The sequence below is a fragment of the Verrucomicrobiia bacterium genome (assembly GCA_035574275.1).
Classification (GTDB): domain Bacteria; phylum Zixibacteria; class MSB-5A5; order DSPP01; family DSPP01; genus DSPP01.
The window spans coordinates 88,088-104,346 of the sequence record DATLYY010000075.1 but is presented as its reverse complement, the minus strand read 5'-3'; the positions used below and the strand labels follow the sequence as shown (position 1 = coordinate 104,346).

Below are 16,259 nucleotides of genomic sequence, written 5' to 3'. Positions count from 1 at the left end.
GGAGGAGATATTTAAAGATGCCGGTTTTGCAGGCGGTCGGTTTGAAAAAAACCTACGCGACGGCGGCCGGACGGCTGGTGGTTCTGGACGGGCTCGATTTCTCCGTCGAACCCGGGGAGATGGTGGCGGTGGTGGGGGCCTCCGGCGTGGGAAAAACGACCCTGCTTAATTTGCTGGGGCTTATGGATCAATCGGAGGGAGGAGAAATCATCTTGGACGGCGAGCTAATCGGCAAACTGTCGGGCGAAAAACAGGCCCAAATCCGCAACCGAAAATTCGGGTTCATCTTCCAATTTCATCATCTTCTGGCCGATTTTTCGGCCGGGGAAAACGCCGCCTTTCCGCTCTTGATGCGGGGAGAGGAAAAAACGTCGGCTTTGGCGACCGCCTTCCGTTATTTGGAGCGGCTGGGGCTGAAGGAAAAAGGGGCGGAACCGGTGTATAATCTTTCGGGAGGGGAGGCGCAGCGGGTGGCGGTGGCGAGGGCCTTGATCGGCTCTCCGCGCGTGGTTTTTGCCGACGAGCCGACCGGAAATCTGGATTCCTCCACCGCCGGGGAACTGCATGCGCTCTTTTCCGAGTTAAAACAAGAGGGACGGACCTTCGTGGTCGCAACCCACAATCCGGAACTGGCCCGCCGGGCCGACCGGGTTTTGGAACTTAGAGATAGAAAGCTGGTGCAACAATAATGCTCTGTCAGGAATGCGGAAAAAACGATGCGGGGGTCCACCTGACCCAAATCGTAAACAACAAGAAAACGGTGTTGAATCTGTGCCGGGAGTGCGCCGAGAAGCGGGGAATGACCGCCAATCCGCTCGTGCAGGTTCCCTTTCCTTTGGCCGAAATTTTGTCCTCCATGATGGGGGAGGCGACGGAAAAGAAAAGGGGGCGGGGGGGAGAGGCGCGCTGCCCGGGATGCGGCTTCACTTTTGCCGAGTTTTCCAAGGTGGGGCGTTTTGGCTGCGGGCAGTGCTACCGGACCTTCCAGCCGCAGGTTTCCGATTTGCTCCGGCGAATTCACGGTTCCACCCGGCACATCGGGCGGAAGCCCACCCAGGTGCCGCAAAAAGAGACCGTTTTAATCGAGGAAAAAAGATTGGAAGACGAGCTTAAAAAAGCGATTGCCGCCGAGGATTTTGAAAAAGCGGCCCGGCTCAGGGATCGCATCAAGACTTTGATGAGGCAGGACTGACATGTTCGAAGAACTTTCCGGCAAACCGGCCGCCTGGCTTTCCGGCATCGGTCCCCAGGCGGGCATCGTTCTCTCCTCCCGCATCCGGCTGGCGCGCAATTTGTACCGTTTCAAATTTCCCCCCGCGACGGACGCCGAACTGCGGAAGAAGGTGGTGGGTGAGGTGCGCTCGGCCGTGGAGCGTTCCATTTTGTTGAAAAGCGGCAAGTTTTTCCAGAACGGGGAACTGGCGGGGATGGACCGGGACTTTTTGGTGGAGCGGCACGTCATCTCCCCGGAGTTTATGAAAAGCGGCGAGGGATACGGACTCTTTTTGGGGGAGGATGAGTCGCTCTCCGTGATGGTCAACGAAGAGGATCACTTGCGGATTCAGGCCCTCACTTCCGGACTGGAGGTGGGAAAGGCGCATGAGCTGGCGACCCAGGCGGATGCCGAGCTTTCCGCCAACCTGGCCTTTGAATATGATGAAGAATTCGGGTATTTGACCGCCTGTCCGACCAACGTCGGCACGGGGATGCGGGCCTCTGTTCTCATTCACCTGCCGGCTTTGGTTTTGACCCGGGAGATCGATTCGGTCATCAACCGGGTCACCAAGGTGGGCTGGGCGGTGCGGGGGTTCTACGGCGAGGGGACGGACGTTCTGGGGAATTTGCTGCAGCTTTCCAACCAGACCACCCTGGGGCGCTCGGAAGAGGAGATTTTGGAAGGGCTGGAAAAGGTGACCCGCCAGGTGATCGAATACGAGGAAAACGCCCGCTACGTGCTTTCGCGGGACGCCAAGGAGCAGATCGAGGATAAAATCTGGCGGGCGTACGGGATTTTGCGCTTCGCCAGGGTTTTGACCTCCAGCGAGGTGATGAATCTGCTTTCGGCCGTGCGGCTGGGGCTGGGAATGGGGGTCATCAAGGACGTCCCCCTTGGACTGGTCAACGAGCTGCTTTTGCTCTGCCAGCCGGCCCATTTGCAGAAGTTCGCCGGGCGGGAGATGGAGCCCGGGGAACGAGACGCTTTGCGGGCGGAGCTGGTCCGCTCCCGCATCGAAAAAGGGGCCCCCAACGGGGCGGGGAACTCCAAGACGGTTTAAGGGGTTTTAGTTTTTAAAGGGGAAAATGATTGCATTTTCCTTGAACGAGCGTATTATTGGATAGGAGAAGGAAGGATAACGCATGAACGAGATGTTCACCGAAAGAGCCCGCCGAGCGATCGAATACGCCCGGGACGAGGCGGCCCGTTTAAAGCACGACTACATCGGAACCGAGCATTTGCTTCTGGGGGTAATCAAACTGGGAGAGGGCCGGGCGGTGGAGATTTTAACCAACATCGGGCTGGATCTAAACGAGTTGCGTCAGTCCGTGGAGGACGTGGTGCAGCCCTCCGGCGGGACGATGGTGATGGGGCAGCTTCCCCTGACCGCCCGGGCCAAGAAGACGCTCGAGCTGTCCGGGCAGGAGGCGCGGGCTTTAAAATCGAAGGATATCGACACCGAACATATACTTTTGGCACTCCTGAAAGAAGAAGAGGGGGTCGCCGCGCAGGTGCTCTCCATGTACGACGTGGATTACAAGGAGGCATACGAAGAACTCAAGAACATCATCACCGGAAAGCCCTCCGCCTTCGGCAAAAAACGGAAAAAGAGCAAAACGCCGGCTCTGGACCATTTCGGCCGGGATTTGACCGAGCTGGCCCGCCGGGGGAAACTGGACCCGATTATCGGCCGGGAGAACGAAATTGAGCGGGTGACGCAAATTCTATCCCGCCGCAAAAAGAACAACCCGGTGTTAATTGGCGAACCCGGAGTCGGCAAGACCGCCATCGTGGAAGGGCTGGCCGAGCGGATCGTTGAAGGAAAAGTTCCGCAAACCCTCGAGAATCGTCGGGTGGTGACCCTCGACATGGCATCCCTGGTGGCCGGCACCAAGTATCGCGGTCAATTCGAAGAACGGCTCAAAGCGGTGATGAACGAAATTGTCAATTCCAAAGACGTCATCATCTTCATCGACGAGCTGCACACCATCGTAGGTGCGGGGGGGGCGGAAGGGTCGCTCGACGCTTCCAACATTTTCAAACCGGCCCTTTCACGGGGAGAATTACAGTGTATCGGCGCCACCACCTTGAACGAGTACCGCAAATACATCGAAAAGGACGGAGCTTTGGAACGGAGATTCCAGACCGTGATGGTGGAGGCCCCCTCGGCAGACGACACGCTGAAGATTCTGCAGGGGCTGCGCCCCAAGTACGAAGAGCATCACAAAGTGAAAATCTCCGACGAGGCGTTGGACGCCGCCGTCAAGCTTTCCGACCGGTACATATCCGGCAAGTTCCAGCCGGATAAATCGATCGACGTTCTGGACGAGGCGGGGAGCCGGGCGCATTTGTCCAGTTTCACCAAGCCGCCGGTATTTTCCGAACTGGAGCAGGATATTCTGTCCATCCAGAAAGACAAGGAACAGGCGGTCAAAAACCAGGAGTTTGAGCGGGCCGCCCAGTTGCGGGATGAATTGAAGTTGAAAAAGGAAGAAGCGGAAAAGATGAAGAAGGGTTGGGAGGAGGAGCGGAACAAGCAGATGGTGGAGTTGAAAACCGAGGAGATTGCCAAAGTCGTCTCCGTGATGACCGGCATCCCGATTTTCCGCCTCGAGGAAAAAGAATCGCAGAAGCTGCTCCGGATGGAAGAGGAGCTGACCCGGCGGGTGGTGGGGCAGAAGGAAGCGATTGAAATTGTCTCCAAGGCGATCCGGCGCAGCCGGGCCGGGCTTTCCGACCCGCGCCGCCCCATCGGCAGTTTCATTTTTTTGGGCCCCACGGGGGTCGGCAAGACCGAACTTGCGCGGGCTTTGGCCTCCTTCCTTTTCGAGGACGAAAACGCGCTGGTGCGGATTGACATGTCCGAGTACATGGAAAAATTCGCCGTCTCTCGTTTAGTCGGCGCGCCGCCGGGGTATGTGGGCTACGAAGAAGGGGGACAGTTAACCGAAAAGGTGCGGCGCAAGCCGTACTCGGTCGTGCTTTTGGATGAAATCGAGAAAGCCCATCCGGAGGTTTTCAATATTTTATTGCAGATGTTGGATGACGGCGTTTTGACCGATTCATTCGGGCGCAAGGTGGACTTCAAGAATACCGTTGTGATTATGACTTCCAACGTGGGGGCGCGGGAAATCCGCCACTCCAAGTCGCTCGGGTTTGCCAAGGAGTCGGAAGAATCCTCCTACGGGCAGATGAAAACCAAGGTCACGGAAGAGCTGAAGCGGCTTTTCAACCCGGAACTGTTAAACCGGATTGACGAGACGGTGGTTTTCCATGCTTTGGGACGGACCGAGATTCTTTCCATCATCGACATCATGCTGGCGGACGTGGCCAAGCGGATTTCCGAGAAGGGAATTTCGTTTGCCCTGACCGACCGGGCCAAGGAATTTTTGGTCGAAAAAGGGTTTGATCCGGTCTTTGGGGCGCGCCCCTTGCGCCGGGCCATCCAGAAGCACTTAGAAGACCCGCTGGCGGAAGAACTGCTCCGCGGACAGCACACCTCGGACGCCGACGTTTCCATCGACTGGCCGGAAGGGGCGGAAAAGCTGGTCTTCACCTTCAGCCCCAAAACCCGTAAAAAGCTGGAAAAAGCGGCGCGGTAAATTAGACGCGAAACGAAAAAAGCCCCGCCAAAGCGGTGCTTTTTTGTTTGATTCGGGTTTAGTTCTGTCGTGATTTAATACCGGCCGCGCCGGCCGCCGCCGCCACCGCCCGGACGCCGGGGACCTCCCCCGCTGCGCCGGCCACCGCCCCCGCCGTACCCACCGCCAAAACCGCCCCCTCCGCCGCCTGTGCGCGGGGCCTGGGGACGGGCTTCGTTCACGACTATCGGCGAGCCGCCCAAAACCTGGCCGGAGAGTTTTAGAATCGCCTCATCCGCCTCTCCCTTGCTGGACATTTCCACAAAGCCGAAGCCGCGGGAACGGCCGGAGAACTTGTCATTGATGATGTTCACCGACTCCACCGTGCCGACCTGGGCAAAGAGGGCTTGCAGCTCCTCCGTGGTGACCTGCGGGGAGAGTCCACCTACGTACAACTTTACTGCCATACCAAAAACTCTTTTCCGTTTCCACTTTTGGAAACGGCAATCCCTTCCGCAATTGTATGGCCTCTTTGAGGCGGAAGAAGCCCAGGGAGGCAGAACCCCGTACCGACGGAGTCGGGGGGCAGTATAGCGGATGGGGAGGGCAATAACAAGGGACGGGCCAAAATCAAAAGGCTTGACCTAAGGCGGAAAACTTCTTTTTTCCCCGATATGCTGAAATACGCCCGGCTGGTGAAAATCGAGCATACCCTGTTTTCTTTGCCGATGGTGTACGCCGGGGCCTTTTTGGCCAAGGGGTTTTCGGTAACGCTGAAAGAGTATTTGTTGATTCTTCTGGCCGCGGCCGGGGCGCGCTCAACGGCCTTTGCCCTGAACCGCATCATTGACGCCCGGATTGATGCCTTGAACCCGCGCACGGCGACGCGGGAGCTGCCGGCGGGAAGAATCAAAGTCGGCGAAGCATGGGGATTTGCGGTCGTTTCCGCACTCGTTTACATCATCGCCGCGGCGATGCTAAATTCCTGGTGCTTCATTCTTTCGCCGATTCCCTTGGTCATTTTCTTGGTTTACCCGTATATGAAGCGCTTTACACCCTTGGCGCATTTTGGGCTCGGCGCGGCTTCCGCCATCGCACCTTTGGGGGGATGGATGGCGGTGATGGGCACCTTTTCCGGCTGCGGGCCTTCGATTCTGCTCGGACTTTTCTCTTTTTTTTGGGTTTCCGGGTTTGACATCATTTATGCCGTTGGGGACGAGGAGTTTGACCGGAAACAGGGTTTGCATTCGCTCGTCGTTTTGCTTGGAAAGGCAAAGGCGCTTGTGGTTTCAAGCATATTGCACGTACTCGGTTTTGCTTCGCTTGCGGTTTTAATGGTCTGGCAATTTCCCAACCTCTGGTCGGCCGCGCTACTTGTGGCCGTGGGGGTGCTTTTGGTCTGGCAGCATCGGGTGGCGGAAAATATTGAACTGGCTTTTTTCAAAATCAACGCCGCCGTGGGGTTTGTCGTTCTGGGCGTGGTGGCAGTTGGGAGAGCAAACTTTTGAGAACCATCATTGCGATGACCGGGGCTTCCGGCATCATCTACGGGGTCGATTTTCTCAAACGCTGTCCGGGGGAGAAGTATCTGGTTATTTCCGACTGGGGGAAGGCGGTTTTAAAGATGGAGACCGGGCTTTCGCCGGAAGATTTGGCATCCCACTGCGCCAAGATTTTTTCCAACAAGGAGCTGGCGGCGCCGTTTTCCTCCGGCTCCAACCCCTTCGACTATCTGGTGGTGCATCCCTGCTCCATTTCGACTCTGGCCAAAATCGCGGCGGGGATTGCTGACACCTTGATTACCCGCGCGGCGGAAGTGGCGCTGAAGGAGCGCCGAAGAATCATTTTGGCCGTGCGGGAGACGCCGCTGTCCTCGATTGCTTTAGAAAACGCGCTTAAAGTTTCACGGGCGGGAGGGATTGTGATGCCGATTTCGCCGCCGTTCTACACCCTGCCCAAAACGCTCGAGGATACCTACCGGGATTTTTCCAACAAAATTTTTCGTTTGATGGGGGTGGAAGTGCCGGGCGGCTGGAGAGAAGAGGAGCTTTGAGCTTCCACTCGCTTCGATCTTTTCTTGATTTCCTCGAATCCAAAGGGGATTTGCGGCGGGTCAAAGCGGAAGTCGATCCGTATCTCGAAATCACGGAAATCGTCACGCGGGTGGTGAAAAACGAAGGCCCGGCTTTGCTTTTTGAAAACGTCAAGGGGTCGTCGTTTCCTCTGGCGGTGAATATCCTTGGCGCAAAAAGGCGGGTTGAATGGGCGTTGGGAGTTCCCCCGGCGGAACTGGGAGCGTCGCTTGTCCGGTTGGCGCAGGATGTTCCGAATTTTTCGTTTAAAAGAATGTTTGGACATCGGCCGCTGATTAAGCGCTTTTTAAAAAGCGGAACGAAAAGACGCTCCGCCGCGCCGGTGCAGGAAGTCATCGAAGAGCCGGATTTGGACAAACTCCCCTTTCTTTTTTGCTGGCCGAAGGACGGCGGGCGGTTCGGGACACTGGGGTTGATGTTCACGGAAAGTCCCAAGACCAGAATCCGCAACGTCGGCATCTACCGTATGCATGTTTATTCGCCGACTACGACCGGGATGCATTACCAGATTCAAAAAGGGGGCGGGTTTCATTATTTCGAGTGCGAGAAGATGGGAATTCCGCAGGAAGTGGCGGTAGTTTGCGGCGTGGATCCGGCCTTGATTCTATCCGCCGTGGCGCCCCTGCCGGAAGGGATAGATGAAGTGCGGCTGGCGGGGTTTTTGCGGCAGGGAGCGACGCGGATGGTGAAGGCCAAAAGTTTGAATTTGGAAGTGCCGGCTGAAGCGGAACTGGTCATCGAAGGAGTTTGTCCGCCGAATGAACGCAAAGAGGAAGGGCCGTTCGGCGACCATTTCGGCCATTATTCCCATCCGGCCCCCTTCCCGGTTTTTCACGCCCAAAAAATCACCCGCCGCCGGGATGCGATATTTGTCGCCTCCATTGTCGGCAAGCCGCCGCAGGAGGATCGCTGGATGGGGGACGCCGTACAGGAGGTGCTGGGCCCCTTGATAAAACTGATGCATCCGGAAATCGAGGATATGTGGAGCTACTACCAGGCGGGGTTTCACAATCTTTTGGCCGTTTCGGTGAACAATCGTTTTGCCAAGGAAGGGGTGAAAACGGCGCTTTCGCTTTTGGGGCAGGGGCAGTTGGGCTTGACCAAAATCGGCGCGGTGGTTTCCGGCGGGGTGGAGGTCAAAAACTTCCGCGCCGTTTTGCGCGAAATTGCGGCGAATTTCGATTCGGCGGAAGATTTCCTGCTTCTGCCCGGCGTGCCCTTGGATACGCTCGATTTTACCAGCTTCAAAATGAATCTGGGAAGCAAGATGATTCTGGACGCCACCCGCAAATCGGGTGCGGCGTCTGTATCCGAAAAGCCAAAGCTGGATTGGCTGAAATCCGTGCCGGGAATAGAGGAATTTGTTCTTTTGGAAAATTGTCTGCTGGTGGTCAAAACTAAAGTTAACGGCCGCCGATTGGTGGAGGATTTGGTGCAGAAGCTGGATGCGCCGGTCAAACTGGCCGCGGCCGTCAGCGCAGACGTGAATTTGCAGGACGAAGAGAATCTGCTCTGGGGAATTTTCACCCGCTTTGATTGCGCGCGGGACATTGTTTTCACCTCCGCCAAACTCATTGGTGCCGCGCCCGTCTACCGCGGAGTTTTAGGTATTGACGCCACTTTTAAAAGCGGTTATCCTCCCCCCATTGAAATGGACTTAAAAGTGGTCAAAAAGGTGGATGCGCGTTGGAACGAATACCGGATATAAGATTCAAAGATAAAAAACTCGAGCCGATCTGGGAAAAGGTCACCTCCGGCAGGCCGCTTGAAAGGGAGGATGGGCTTATCTGTTTGCAGACGCGCGATTTGATTGCGCTCGGCAAAATGGCCTCCTGGGTCAAGGAGCAAAAATCGGACAACTACGTCTATTTCGTCATTAACGCCCAACTGAACCCCACCAATCTTTGCGTTCTGGACTGCAAGTTTTGCGATTTTGCGGCCAAGCCGGGGGACAAACATGCCTACAACATGACCACCGAGGAGGCGTTGGCGCGCCTGAATGATGAGTTGCACGAAGTGCACATCGTAGGCGGGCTTTGGCCGGATTGGGATTTGAGTCACAGCTTGGAATTGATGGACCGGATTCGTGTGCATTTTCCGAAAGCGCAATTAAAAGCGTTCACCGCCGTCGAAATCGATTTTTTCGCCAAACGGGCCAAGCTTTCCATCGAGGAGGTTTTGAAAAAACTGATGGAGCACGGGCTGGTCGCCCTGCCCGGCGGCGGAGCAGAGGTCTTTTCGAAACGTGTGAAGAAAGAACTGTTCGACAAAAAAATCGGCGAGGAGCGCTGGCTGGAGATTCATGACACGGCCCACCGGCTAGGGTTGAAATCGAATGCGACACTGCTCTACGGCCATATCGAAACGCTCGAAGAACGGATTGACCATCTGCTCAAGCTGCGGGCCCAACAAGAACGCTCCGGCGGCTTTTTGACCTTCATTCCGCTGGCCTTTCAGCCCGGCAATACCGGCATCACCGACCGGTTTACTTCGGCCATCGACGATTTGCGCACCTTGGCCACCAGCCGGCTCGTTCTGGACAATTTCCCCCATATCAAATCGTACTGGGTAATGTTGGGAGAAAACACAGCTTCCATTGGTTTGAACTTCGGCGGGGATGATTTGGACGGCACCATCGGGGAGGAGAAAATCGCCCATCTGGCCTTGGCGGAAAGCCCGGCGGGGCTTACGCGCAGCCGCTTGATGGCGATGATTCGGGAATCGGGGAGAATTCCGGTGGAGCGGGACGCCTGCTACAACGTGTTGCACGTGTACGAAAACGGCGCCGCGCCAAAAAAGGAATTGCAGCCGCAGGTGGCATGAAGCCGGTCATTGGCAAAATCCCCTATTTGAATTCCTTTCCGTTTTATTCCGGCTGGGAAAGGCTGCCGGTCGAAACGGTGGAGCTTTTCCCCGGCCAACTGGGGAATCTGGCGCGGGAGGGGAAAATCGACGGCGGACTTTTGTCCCTTTACGACTTTTTCACCGTCGAGGATGAATTTTCCGCTCTGGACTTGGGGATTGCCGCCCGGGGACCGGTAAAAAGCATTCTGCTTTTCACCGACTGCCCGCTGTGGGATTTGAGCGACAAGCAGATTGCCGTCACCGACCAGACCGCCACCTCGTTCCGGCTTATGCGTCTCATTTTGGAAGGGAAGGAAAAGCAAACGGGGCTGCGCTACACCACCGACATTACCCAAAAATCGGCCGGGATGCTTTTAATCGGCAACCAGGCGTTGGCGGAGAAACGGAAAAAGCTGCGCACGTATCGTTACCTTTACGATTTGTCGGAATTCTGGTATCACTGGACGGGGCTGCCTTTTGTTTTTGCCGTCTGGGCCTTCCGCAAAACGCTTCCGTCCGCCGTTTTGGAAAAAATAAAAATCCAACTGGAAAGTTCGCTGGAAAAATGTCTGGCGAATCTGGAAAATGTGGCGGCTCTGGGTTCGGATGATTTGGGGACGCTGGAAGAACGGACGGCCTATCTGCGGGGCATTATCTATCGTCTCGGCCCGGAAGAGAAAAAGGGGCTGGAACTCTTCAAGTCGGCTTTGGTTAAGGCCAAAATGTTGGAGGAGGCGGGTGCCGTTGTTTGAAGTCTTAAAAGAAAAAATCCGCATCGGGGAACGGCTTTCCTTCGACGAGGGCGTTCTCCTTTACAAGGAAGCGTCCCTTTTGGATTTAGGGGAGCTGGCGGCGGAGAAAAAAGCGGAGCGGCTGCCCGAGGATGTGGTCACCTTCGTGGTTGACACCAACCCGAACTACACGAACGTCTGCAACTACGACTGCGTTTTCTGCGCTTTTTATCGCCACGCCGATGCGGCGGATGCCTATACTCTGGAGCACGATGAAGTCCTGAAGAAAATAAAATGGTCGGAGGAACAGGGGGCGACAACCGTTTTGTTGCAAGGAGGCGTACATCCCGATTTACCGATGGATTACTACACCGGTTTGGTTCGCAAAACCCGGGAGCTTTTTCCGAAGTTGACGCCGCATTTCTTTTCGGCGCCGGAAATTTGGGGGATGGCGGAGGTTTCCGGACTTTCCACGCGGGAGGTTCTGCGGCGTTTGAAAGAGGCGGGACAGTTCACCCTGCCGGGGGGTGGGGCGGAGATGCTTTCCGACCGGGTGCGGCGGAAATTTTCCCGCATTAAAGGGACTTCCAACAAATGGCTGGACGTGCACCGGGAAGCGCATGAGTTAGGTTTCCGTTCCACTGCCACGATGATGTACGGGCATATCGAAACGGCGGAGGATGTCATCACCCACCTCGATTCAATCCGCACCCTGCAGGATGAGACCAAAGGGTTTACGGCGTTTGTTCCCTGGAGCTTCAAGCCGGGGAACACCAAGCTGGAAAAGCATATCCCCTTTTACGCCGGGGCGAACGCCTATTTGCGGATGATTGCCGTCTCCCGTTTGTATCTTGACAACTTCGATCACATTCAGGCCTCCTGGTTTTCTGAGGGGAAAAAAGCGGGGCAGGCGGCACTCTACTTCGGAGCGGATGATTTCGGCGGGACGCTTTTTGAAGAGCATGTCCACGAGGCAACCGGGTTTGTAAATCAGGTGACGGTAGAAGAAGTTGTTACTTTGATAAAGGAAGCGGGCTTCCGTCCCGCCCAGCGCACCACCCTATACGAGATTATCCGGTACTGCTAAACCAGTTCCACTTCCGGTTTAGTTTTTAGAATTCCCTTTTTAGCTGCTTTGTCGAAAAGCAGCTTCAAGGCCCTCTCCCCTTTTTGTCCCATATCGAGGGTGTAGTCGTTGACATACATCCGCACAAATTTGCGGCCCGTGGCCATACCGATGCCGCGGCCGAACTGCAGGGCGTAGTCCAGTGCCGCCGGTTCATGGGCAAAGCCGTATTCAATGCTTTTTTTAAGTCCGGTGGAAATTTCCTCCGCCAGCGTTTTTCCCAGATCCTTGCGCACCACGTCCAGCCCCAAGGGGAGAGGGAGTCCGGTTTCGGCAAACCAAAGCTGGCCAAAGTCGGCGATTTTGTGCAAACCGGTTTCCGGATAAGTCAACTGCCCTTCGTGGATGATGACGCCCGCTTCCGCCTTACCACTCTTGACTGTTTCAAACACGTTGGCAAAATCGACCGGCACCGGTTCAAACGGCGGCAAGTAGATTTGCGCCAAAAGATAAGCCGTCGTCCAAACGCCGGGGATAGCCACTTTTTTTCCTTTCAAATCCTCGGTTTGAATCGGTTCACGCGCCACCAGAATCGGGCCGTAGCCCTCCCCCATGCTGGCGCCGGTTTTCATTATCCAGTAATCCCCGGCCATCTGCGTGAAAGCAAAGGCGGAAACGGCGGTGACTTCCAATTCCTTTTTGAAGGCCCGCTCATTTAAGGTCTGAATGTCGGCCATAACATGCTCGATTTCAAAGTCCCGGATTTTGACCTTTCCCTTGGCCAGCCCGTAAAACATAAAAGCATCATCTGGGTCAGGGGAATGGCCGATCTTAAGCATTTTCTTTTCCACGTCTGGAAGATAGAGAATTCTGGCCGTTACGCCATATTGCCATCCATTCGGGCATACGTATATTCCCGTCTTAAATGAAAGAACGGCCGGGAGGGTGCGGGCCGTTGAATTGTTTGCTCAAGGGAGGATGTATGCGCCGTTGGTTAGCCGCCGGACTTTTCGTACTCGTTTCGATTCCCCCCCTTGCGGCCCGCGGGCGGTGGGGGGACCGGTATTCCGATTTTCACTACGCCCGCGACCGGGTCTTCGACTTAATCCACGTCAAACTGGAAATTGCCTTCAACGAAACGGAACGCTCGTTATCCGGCAAGGTCACCCACACCTTTACGCCCCTTTTGCCCGACCAGCGATATTTGTTTCTGGATGCCGTCGGGCTGGAGATTAAAAAGGTCACCGACCCGACCGGGAATTTGCTCCTCTTCGAGCAGTTGGAGGAAGGGCTGAAAATCGATTTGCGGCTGCCGTACCGGGCTTTTGCCGACACGTTTGCCGTCACCATCGAATACGGCGGCCGGCCAAAAGCGGGGCTTTATTTCATCCAGCCGGACGCCAAATACCCGCGCAAGCGCCGCCAAATCTGGACGCAGGGGGAGACCGAAAACACCCGCTTTTGGATTCCGATTTACGATTATCCCAACGACCGGGCGACTTCGGAAATGATTGTCACCGTGCCGGAGAAATATCTGGCGGTCTCCAACGGGGAGCTGGTTTCCGACACGCGCGCCGGCGGCAAGCGAGTTTTCCACTGGCGGGAAAACGTGCCGCACGTCCCATATTTGATATCGCTGGTGGCCGGGGAATACGAAATGCACGCCGAGACAACCACCGTCTATGCCGGCGGGGAGACCAAAGTGGTGCCGGTTCTGTTCTACTACCCGCCGGGTGAAAAGGAAAAAGCGATTCGTTCTTTCGGTAAGACCGGCAAGATGATGCGCTTTTTTTCCGAAAAAATCGGCGTGCCGTATCCGTACGAAAAATATTCCCAAGCCACGGTGGACGAGTTTATGTGGGGGGGGATGGAAAACATCTCCGCCACCACCCAGACGGAAAGGACTTTGCACGACCGGCTGGCGCACCAGGATTACAAATCGGAAGGGCTGGTGGCGCACGAGCTGGCCCACCAGTGGTGGGGGGATTTGCTCACCTGCCGGGACTGGTCGCATATCTGGCTGAACGAGGGGTTCGCCACCTACTTCGACGCTTTGTTCCAGGAGTATGATCTGGGCCCCGATTATATGCCGGTGGAGATGCGGGACAGCCGGGATGATTATTTGCGGGAAGACAAACAGTACCGCCGCCCGATCGTCACCCAATACTATACCGACCCTTTGGATGTGTTCGACTCTCATGCCTATCCCAAAGGGGGATGGGTTTTGCACATGCTGCGCAACTATCTGGGTGAGGAGCTTTGGTGGAAGGGAATCAATCACTACTGCAAAAAGCATTACGCCGGCAGCGTGGTCACCGCCGATTTCGAAAAAGCGATGGAAGAAGCGAGCGGCAAGAATCTTGACTGGTTTTTCCAGCAGTGGGTCTATAAAGGAGGGTATCCGGAGCTTAAAATCCGCTCCCGTTGGGATGATTCCGCCAAGGCCACCAAAATCACCGTCCAGCAAACGCAGACAACTGATTCCCTCACACCGCTTTTCCGGATGCAGTTGCCAATTGTCGTTACGGCTGCAAAAGAGACCATTCATGACACGCTCTGGATAGATCAAAAGGAGGAAGTTTTTTACATCCCCGGTTCGGAACGCCCAAAAATGGTGGAAATCGACCCCCGGCTCACGGTTTTGAAAAAAGTGGATTTTGAACGGACGGAGGGGGCTTTGCGCTACCAGTTGGCTCAAAGCTCCTTTGCCGAATCCCGGCGGGAGGCAGCGGAGGCGTTGGGAAATTTCGTTTCAGACGAAACGGTCGAAGCACTGGCCAAGGCGCTGAAGTCCGGCCGGTTTTTCGATGTTCGCCGGGAGGCGGCTTTGTCTCTCGGCAAAATTCGCGGCGAGAAGGCCAAAAAAGCGATTTTGGCCGGTTTGTCGGATGCCGATTCCCGCGTCCGCCGCAATTGTGTAAAAGCGCTTGGAAATTTTCCCGAAGATGGGGAAGTCGTTGCCCGGCTGAAACAGGTTTTTGCCGCCGATACGAGCTACGCCGTGGCGGCGCAGGTAATGACCACTATTGCCGAACTGCAGCCAAAAGACGCCTTCGAGTTTTTGCAAAAAGGGCTTGGGCGTTCCTCCCACAACGAGGTCATCGCCACGGCTGCCTTGAAAGGGTTCGTGGAATTGAAGGATGCCAAAGCAGTCGATATTCTGTTCGCGCACACGGCCTACGGCCGTTCCTTCCCCATCCGCTCGGCCGCCATCGAGGCCTTGGGAAAACTGGGGCATTATCTGGGAAGGGATGAAGGGCTGGCCGCCTCCCGCTTGAAAGAGAAAATCAGAAAAACGCTGGTGGGTTTTTTGAGCGACCCCAAGTACAATGCCCGTCTTTCAGCCATCGAGGCCTTGGGGACTTTCGGCGACCCGGAATCAATTGAAGAGTTAAAAAAGGTTGAAACGAGCGAAGCGCACTACCAACTGGTCAAGGCCGCCCGCCATTCCATCGAGGAAATCCGCACCGGCCGAAAGGACTTTTCCGATATGGACGAGCTGCGGGCCCGCTTGGAAGGGCTGGAGGATGAAAACAAGGGGCTACGACAGCGTATTGAAGCCTTGGAAAAGAAGCGGTAATGGTCAAGACCCTGATTTATGAGTCCGGGATTGTCCGGGAAGGAAAACTGGAGGAGATAGCCAAGCCGGGAGTCATCGGCTGGGTTGATTTTGAAAACCCAACCGATTTGGAACTAACGCAGGCGGCCGGGCTCTCCAAGTTGGAAGTTCAAGAGTTGAAGGACAATCTGGGCCGGACGCAGGGGGCGGTCACCAAAAACTACGAACAGTACACCCTTTTAATTTTCCGCTCCGCCTTGCGCGGGGAGCGGGAGGCGTACACCCAGCCGTTCGTGATTCTGATTTCCAAAAAACAGAAGGACTTCATCACGCTACACCGCCACCCCTCCACCAGCATGGAGCGGATTCGACGCTATCCGCCCCAGCGGCTGGCTTCCATTTTCGCCAAGGGGCCGACGATGCTTTTGTACGTTTTGCTGGATGAGTTCATCGAAAGCTACCGGGCGGCTTTGGCGGCGGTGGAGGATGTGGTCGAAGAGGTGGAGGAGGAAGTGATTGCCGGCACGTCCCGGGATGTCGTTTTAAAACAGGTTCTGGCCATCAAAAAAGCGCTGGTTTTTTACCGCAAGGATTTGGCCGCCAACCGGGAGGTGATTTCCAGCATCGAGAAGGAGTACGCCGAAAATCTCGATCGAGGCCTGCTCTCCAAATTCCGGCTGCACTACGCCGATCTGGCCGCGCTTTACGACAGCGTTTCCATTTATCATGATGTTTTGTCGACTGCTATCGAGGTGCACCTGTCCATCGTTTCCAACAATTTGAATCAGACGATGAAAAAGATGACCTCCTGGGGAGCCATTATCTTGGTCCCCTCCCTAATCGCCGGGATTTATGGGATGAATTTCGCCCATTTGCCCCTTTCCGACAGCATCACCGGTTTTTGGATTCTGCTCGGATTTATGGCCGGCTCGGTTCTTGGGCTGGTGCGGTATTTCAAAAAACGGGACTGGATTTAATGGTTTCCGGTTCCTGATACCTTTTCCCAAAAACGCCACGCCGTTCGTTGCAAATTTGCGAGGAAAAAAATTGTTTCACGCGAAACAATTTGGATAAGTGCCGGTTTTTCAGCGGCTTGGTTGGGAGAAAAAGGATTTTTTTACGGCTCGATTAAAACCGTTCGGATGGAAAGCGTTTTTTGGAAGGGTTGA

14 protein-coding genes are annotated in these 16,259 nt (G+C 55.6%); 12 read left to right on the top strand and 2 right to left on the bottom strand.

Annotation, left to right across the window (positions count from 1 at the left end; genetic code table 11):
• The first annotated feature begins 17 nt into the window (after positions 1 to 17).
• The 4 genes from VNL73_10855 to VNL73_10840 all read left to right on the top strand — a co-directional run bounded on the left by VNL73_10855 (position 18) and on the right by VNL73_10840 (position 4,818).
• Entirely contained in the window at positions 18 to 689 is a 672-nt protein-coding gene (locus tag VNL73_10855) for an ABC transporter ATP-binding protein (GenBank protein HXF49905.1), read from the top strand.
• The gene (locus tag VNL73_10850) at positions 689 to 1,192 is read left to right on the top strand and encodes a UvrB/UvrC motif-containing protein (protein ID HXF49904.1); all 504 of its coding nucleotides are present in this window, start codon (positions 689 to 691) and stop codon (positions 1,190 to 1,192) included. Before VNL73_10855 ends, VNL73_10850 begins: the two co-directional genes overlap by 1 nt.
• A 1-nt stretch (position 1,193) precedes the next feature.
• Positions 1,194 to 2,276 carry a protein arginine kinase gene (locus tag VNL73_10845; GenBank protein ID HXF49903.1) on the top strand — a complete coding sequence of 361 codons (1,083 nt, stop codon included), beginning with the start codon at positions 1,194 to 1,196 and terminating at the stop codon, positions 2,274 to 2,276.
• A gap of 82 nt (positions 2,277 to 2,358) precedes the next feature.
• Positions 2,359 to 4,818, top strand: a complete 2,460-nt coding sequence (locus tag VNL73_10840) for an ATP-dependent Clp protease ATP-binding subunit (protein ID HXF49902.1) — start codon at positions 2,359 to 2,361, stop codon at positions 4,816 to 4,818.
• 74 nt (positions 4,819 to 4,892) lie between these two features.
• Here the strand turns inward: VNL73_10840 and VNL73_10835 are convergent, their stop codons facing one another.
• Positions 4,893 to 5,264: an RNA-binding protein gene (locus VNL73_10835; GenBank protein HXF49901.1), complete on the bottom strand. Its 372-nt coding sequence runs from the start codon at positions 5,262 to 5,264 to the stop codon at positions 4,893 to 4,895.
• A 207-nt stretch (positions 5,265 to 5,471) separates the two neighbouring features.
• On the opposite strand from VNL73_10835, the gene VNL73_10830 reads away from it, so the two are divergent.
• The 6 genes from VNL73_10830 to mqnC are packed head-to-tail and all read left to right on the top strand — an operon-like array spanning position 5,472 to position 11,552.
• The gene (locus VNL73_10830) at positions 5,472 to 6,305 is read left to right on the top strand and encodes a UbiA-like polyprenyltransferase (GenBank protein HXF49900.1); all 834 of its coding nucleotides are present in this window, start codon (positions 5,472 to 5,474) and stop codon (positions 6,303 to 6,305) included.
• The gene (locus VNL73_10825; protein ID HXF49899.1) at positions 6,302 to 6,850 is read left to right on the top strand and encodes a UbiX family flavin prenyltransferase; all 549 of its coding nucleotides are present in this window, start codon (positions 6,302 to 6,304) and stop codon (positions 6,848 to 6,850) included. The genes VNL73_10830 and VNL73_10825 overlap by 4 nt, the downstream gene beginning before the upstream one ends.
• Entirely contained in the window at positions 6,847 to 8,598 is a 1,752-nt protein-coding gene (locus VNL73_10820) for a UbiD family decarboxylase (protein HXF49898.1), read from the top strand. Before VNL73_10825 ends, VNL73_10820 begins: the two co-directional genes overlap by 4 nt.
• Positions 8,577 to 9,713 (top strand): CofH family radical SAM protein, encoded by a 1,137-nt coding sequence (locus tag VNL73_10815; GenBank protein HXF49897.1) that lies wholly within the window; start codon positions 8,577 to 8,579, stop codon positions 9,711 to 9,713. The genes VNL73_10820 and VNL73_10815 overlap by 22 nt, the downstream gene beginning before the upstream one ends.
• Positions 9,710 to 10,486, top strand: coding sequence for a menaquinone biosynthesis protein (locus tag VNL73_10810; GenBank protein HXF49896.1), 777 nt, complete (start codon positions 9,710 to 9,712; stop codon positions 10,484 to 10,486). The genes VNL73_10815 and VNL73_10810 overlap by 4 nt, the downstream gene beginning before the upstream one ends.
• Positions 10,487 to 10,502: 16 nt before the next feature.
• Positions 10,503 to 11,552, top strand: a complete 1,050-nt coding sequence (gene mqnC, locus VNL73_10805) for a cyclic dehypoxanthinyl futalosine synthase (protein HXF49895.1) — start codon at positions 10,503 to 10,505, stop codon at positions 11,550 to 11,552.
• Here mqnC and VNL73_10800 read toward each other — a convergent pair.
• Positions 11,549 to 12,370 carry an MqnA/MqnD/SBP family protein gene (locus tag VNL73_10800; GenBank protein HXF49894.1) on the bottom strand — a complete coding sequence of 274 codons (822 nt, stop codon included), beginning with the start codon at positions 12,368 to 12,370 and terminating at the stop codon, positions 11,549 to 11,551. The two genes, mqnC and VNL73_10800, sit on opposite strands and share 4 nt — an antisense overlap.
• A 143-nt stretch (positions 12,371 to 12,513) precedes the next feature.
• On the opposite strand from VNL73_10800, the gene VNL73_10795 reads away from it, so the two are divergent.
• Both VNL73_10795 and VNL73_10790 read left to right on the top strand, forming a co-directional pair.
• Positions 12,514 to 15,111 carry a M1 family aminopeptidase gene (locus VNL73_10795; protein HXF49893.1) on the top strand — a complete coding sequence of 866 codons (2,598 nt, stop codon included), beginning with the start codon at positions 12,514 to 12,516 and terminating at the stop codon, positions 15,109 to 15,111.
• Positions 15,111 to 16,067, top strand: coding sequence for a CorA family divalent cation transporter (locus tag VNL73_10790; GenBank protein ID HXF49892.1), 957 nt, complete (start codon positions 15,111 to 15,113; stop codon positions 16,065 to 16,067). Before VNL73_10795 ends, VNL73_10790 begins: the two co-directional genes overlap by 1 nt.
• Positions 16,068 to 16,259: the final 192 nt, after the last annotated feature.

Coding starts and splice junctions, on each gene's coding strand:
- VNL73_10855 (HXF49905.1), top strand. CDS start 18: ATGCCGGTTTTGCAGGCGGTCGGTTTGAAAAAAACCTACGCGACGGCG.
- VNL73_10850 (HXF49904.1), top strand. CDS start 689: ATGCTCTGTCAGGAATGCGGAAAAAACGATGCGGGGGTCCACCTGACC.
- VNL73_10845 (HXF49903.1), top strand. CDS start 1,194: ATGTTCGAAGAACTTTCCGGCAAACCGGCCGCCTGGCTTTCCGGCATC.
- VNL73_10840 (HXF49902.1), top strand. CDS start 2,359: ATGAACGAGATGTTCACCGAAAGAGCCCGCCGAGCGATCGAATACGCC.
- VNL73_10835 (HXF49901.1), bottom strand. CDS start 5,264: ATGGCAGTAAAGTTGTACGTAGGTGGACTCTCCCCGCAGGTCACCACG.
- VNL73_10830 (HXF49900.1), top strand. CDS start 5,472: ATGCTGAAATACGCCCGGCTGGTGAAAATCGAGCATACCCTGTTTTCT.
- VNL73_10810 (HXF49896.1), top strand. CDS start 9,710: ATGAAGCCGGTCATTGGCAAAATCCCCTATTTGAATTCCTTTCCGTTT.
- VNL73_10800 (HXF49894.1), bottom strand. CDS start 12,370: ATGCTTAAGATCGGCCATTCCCCTGACCCAGATGATGCTTTTATGTTT.
- VNL73_10795 (HXF49893.1), top strand. CDS start 12,514: ATGCGCCGTTGGTTAGCCGCCGGACTTTTCGTACTCGTTTCGATTCCC.
- VNL73_10790 (HXF49892.1), top strand. CDS start 15,111: ATGGTCAAGACCCTGATTTATGAGTCCGGGATTGTCCGGGAAGGAAAA.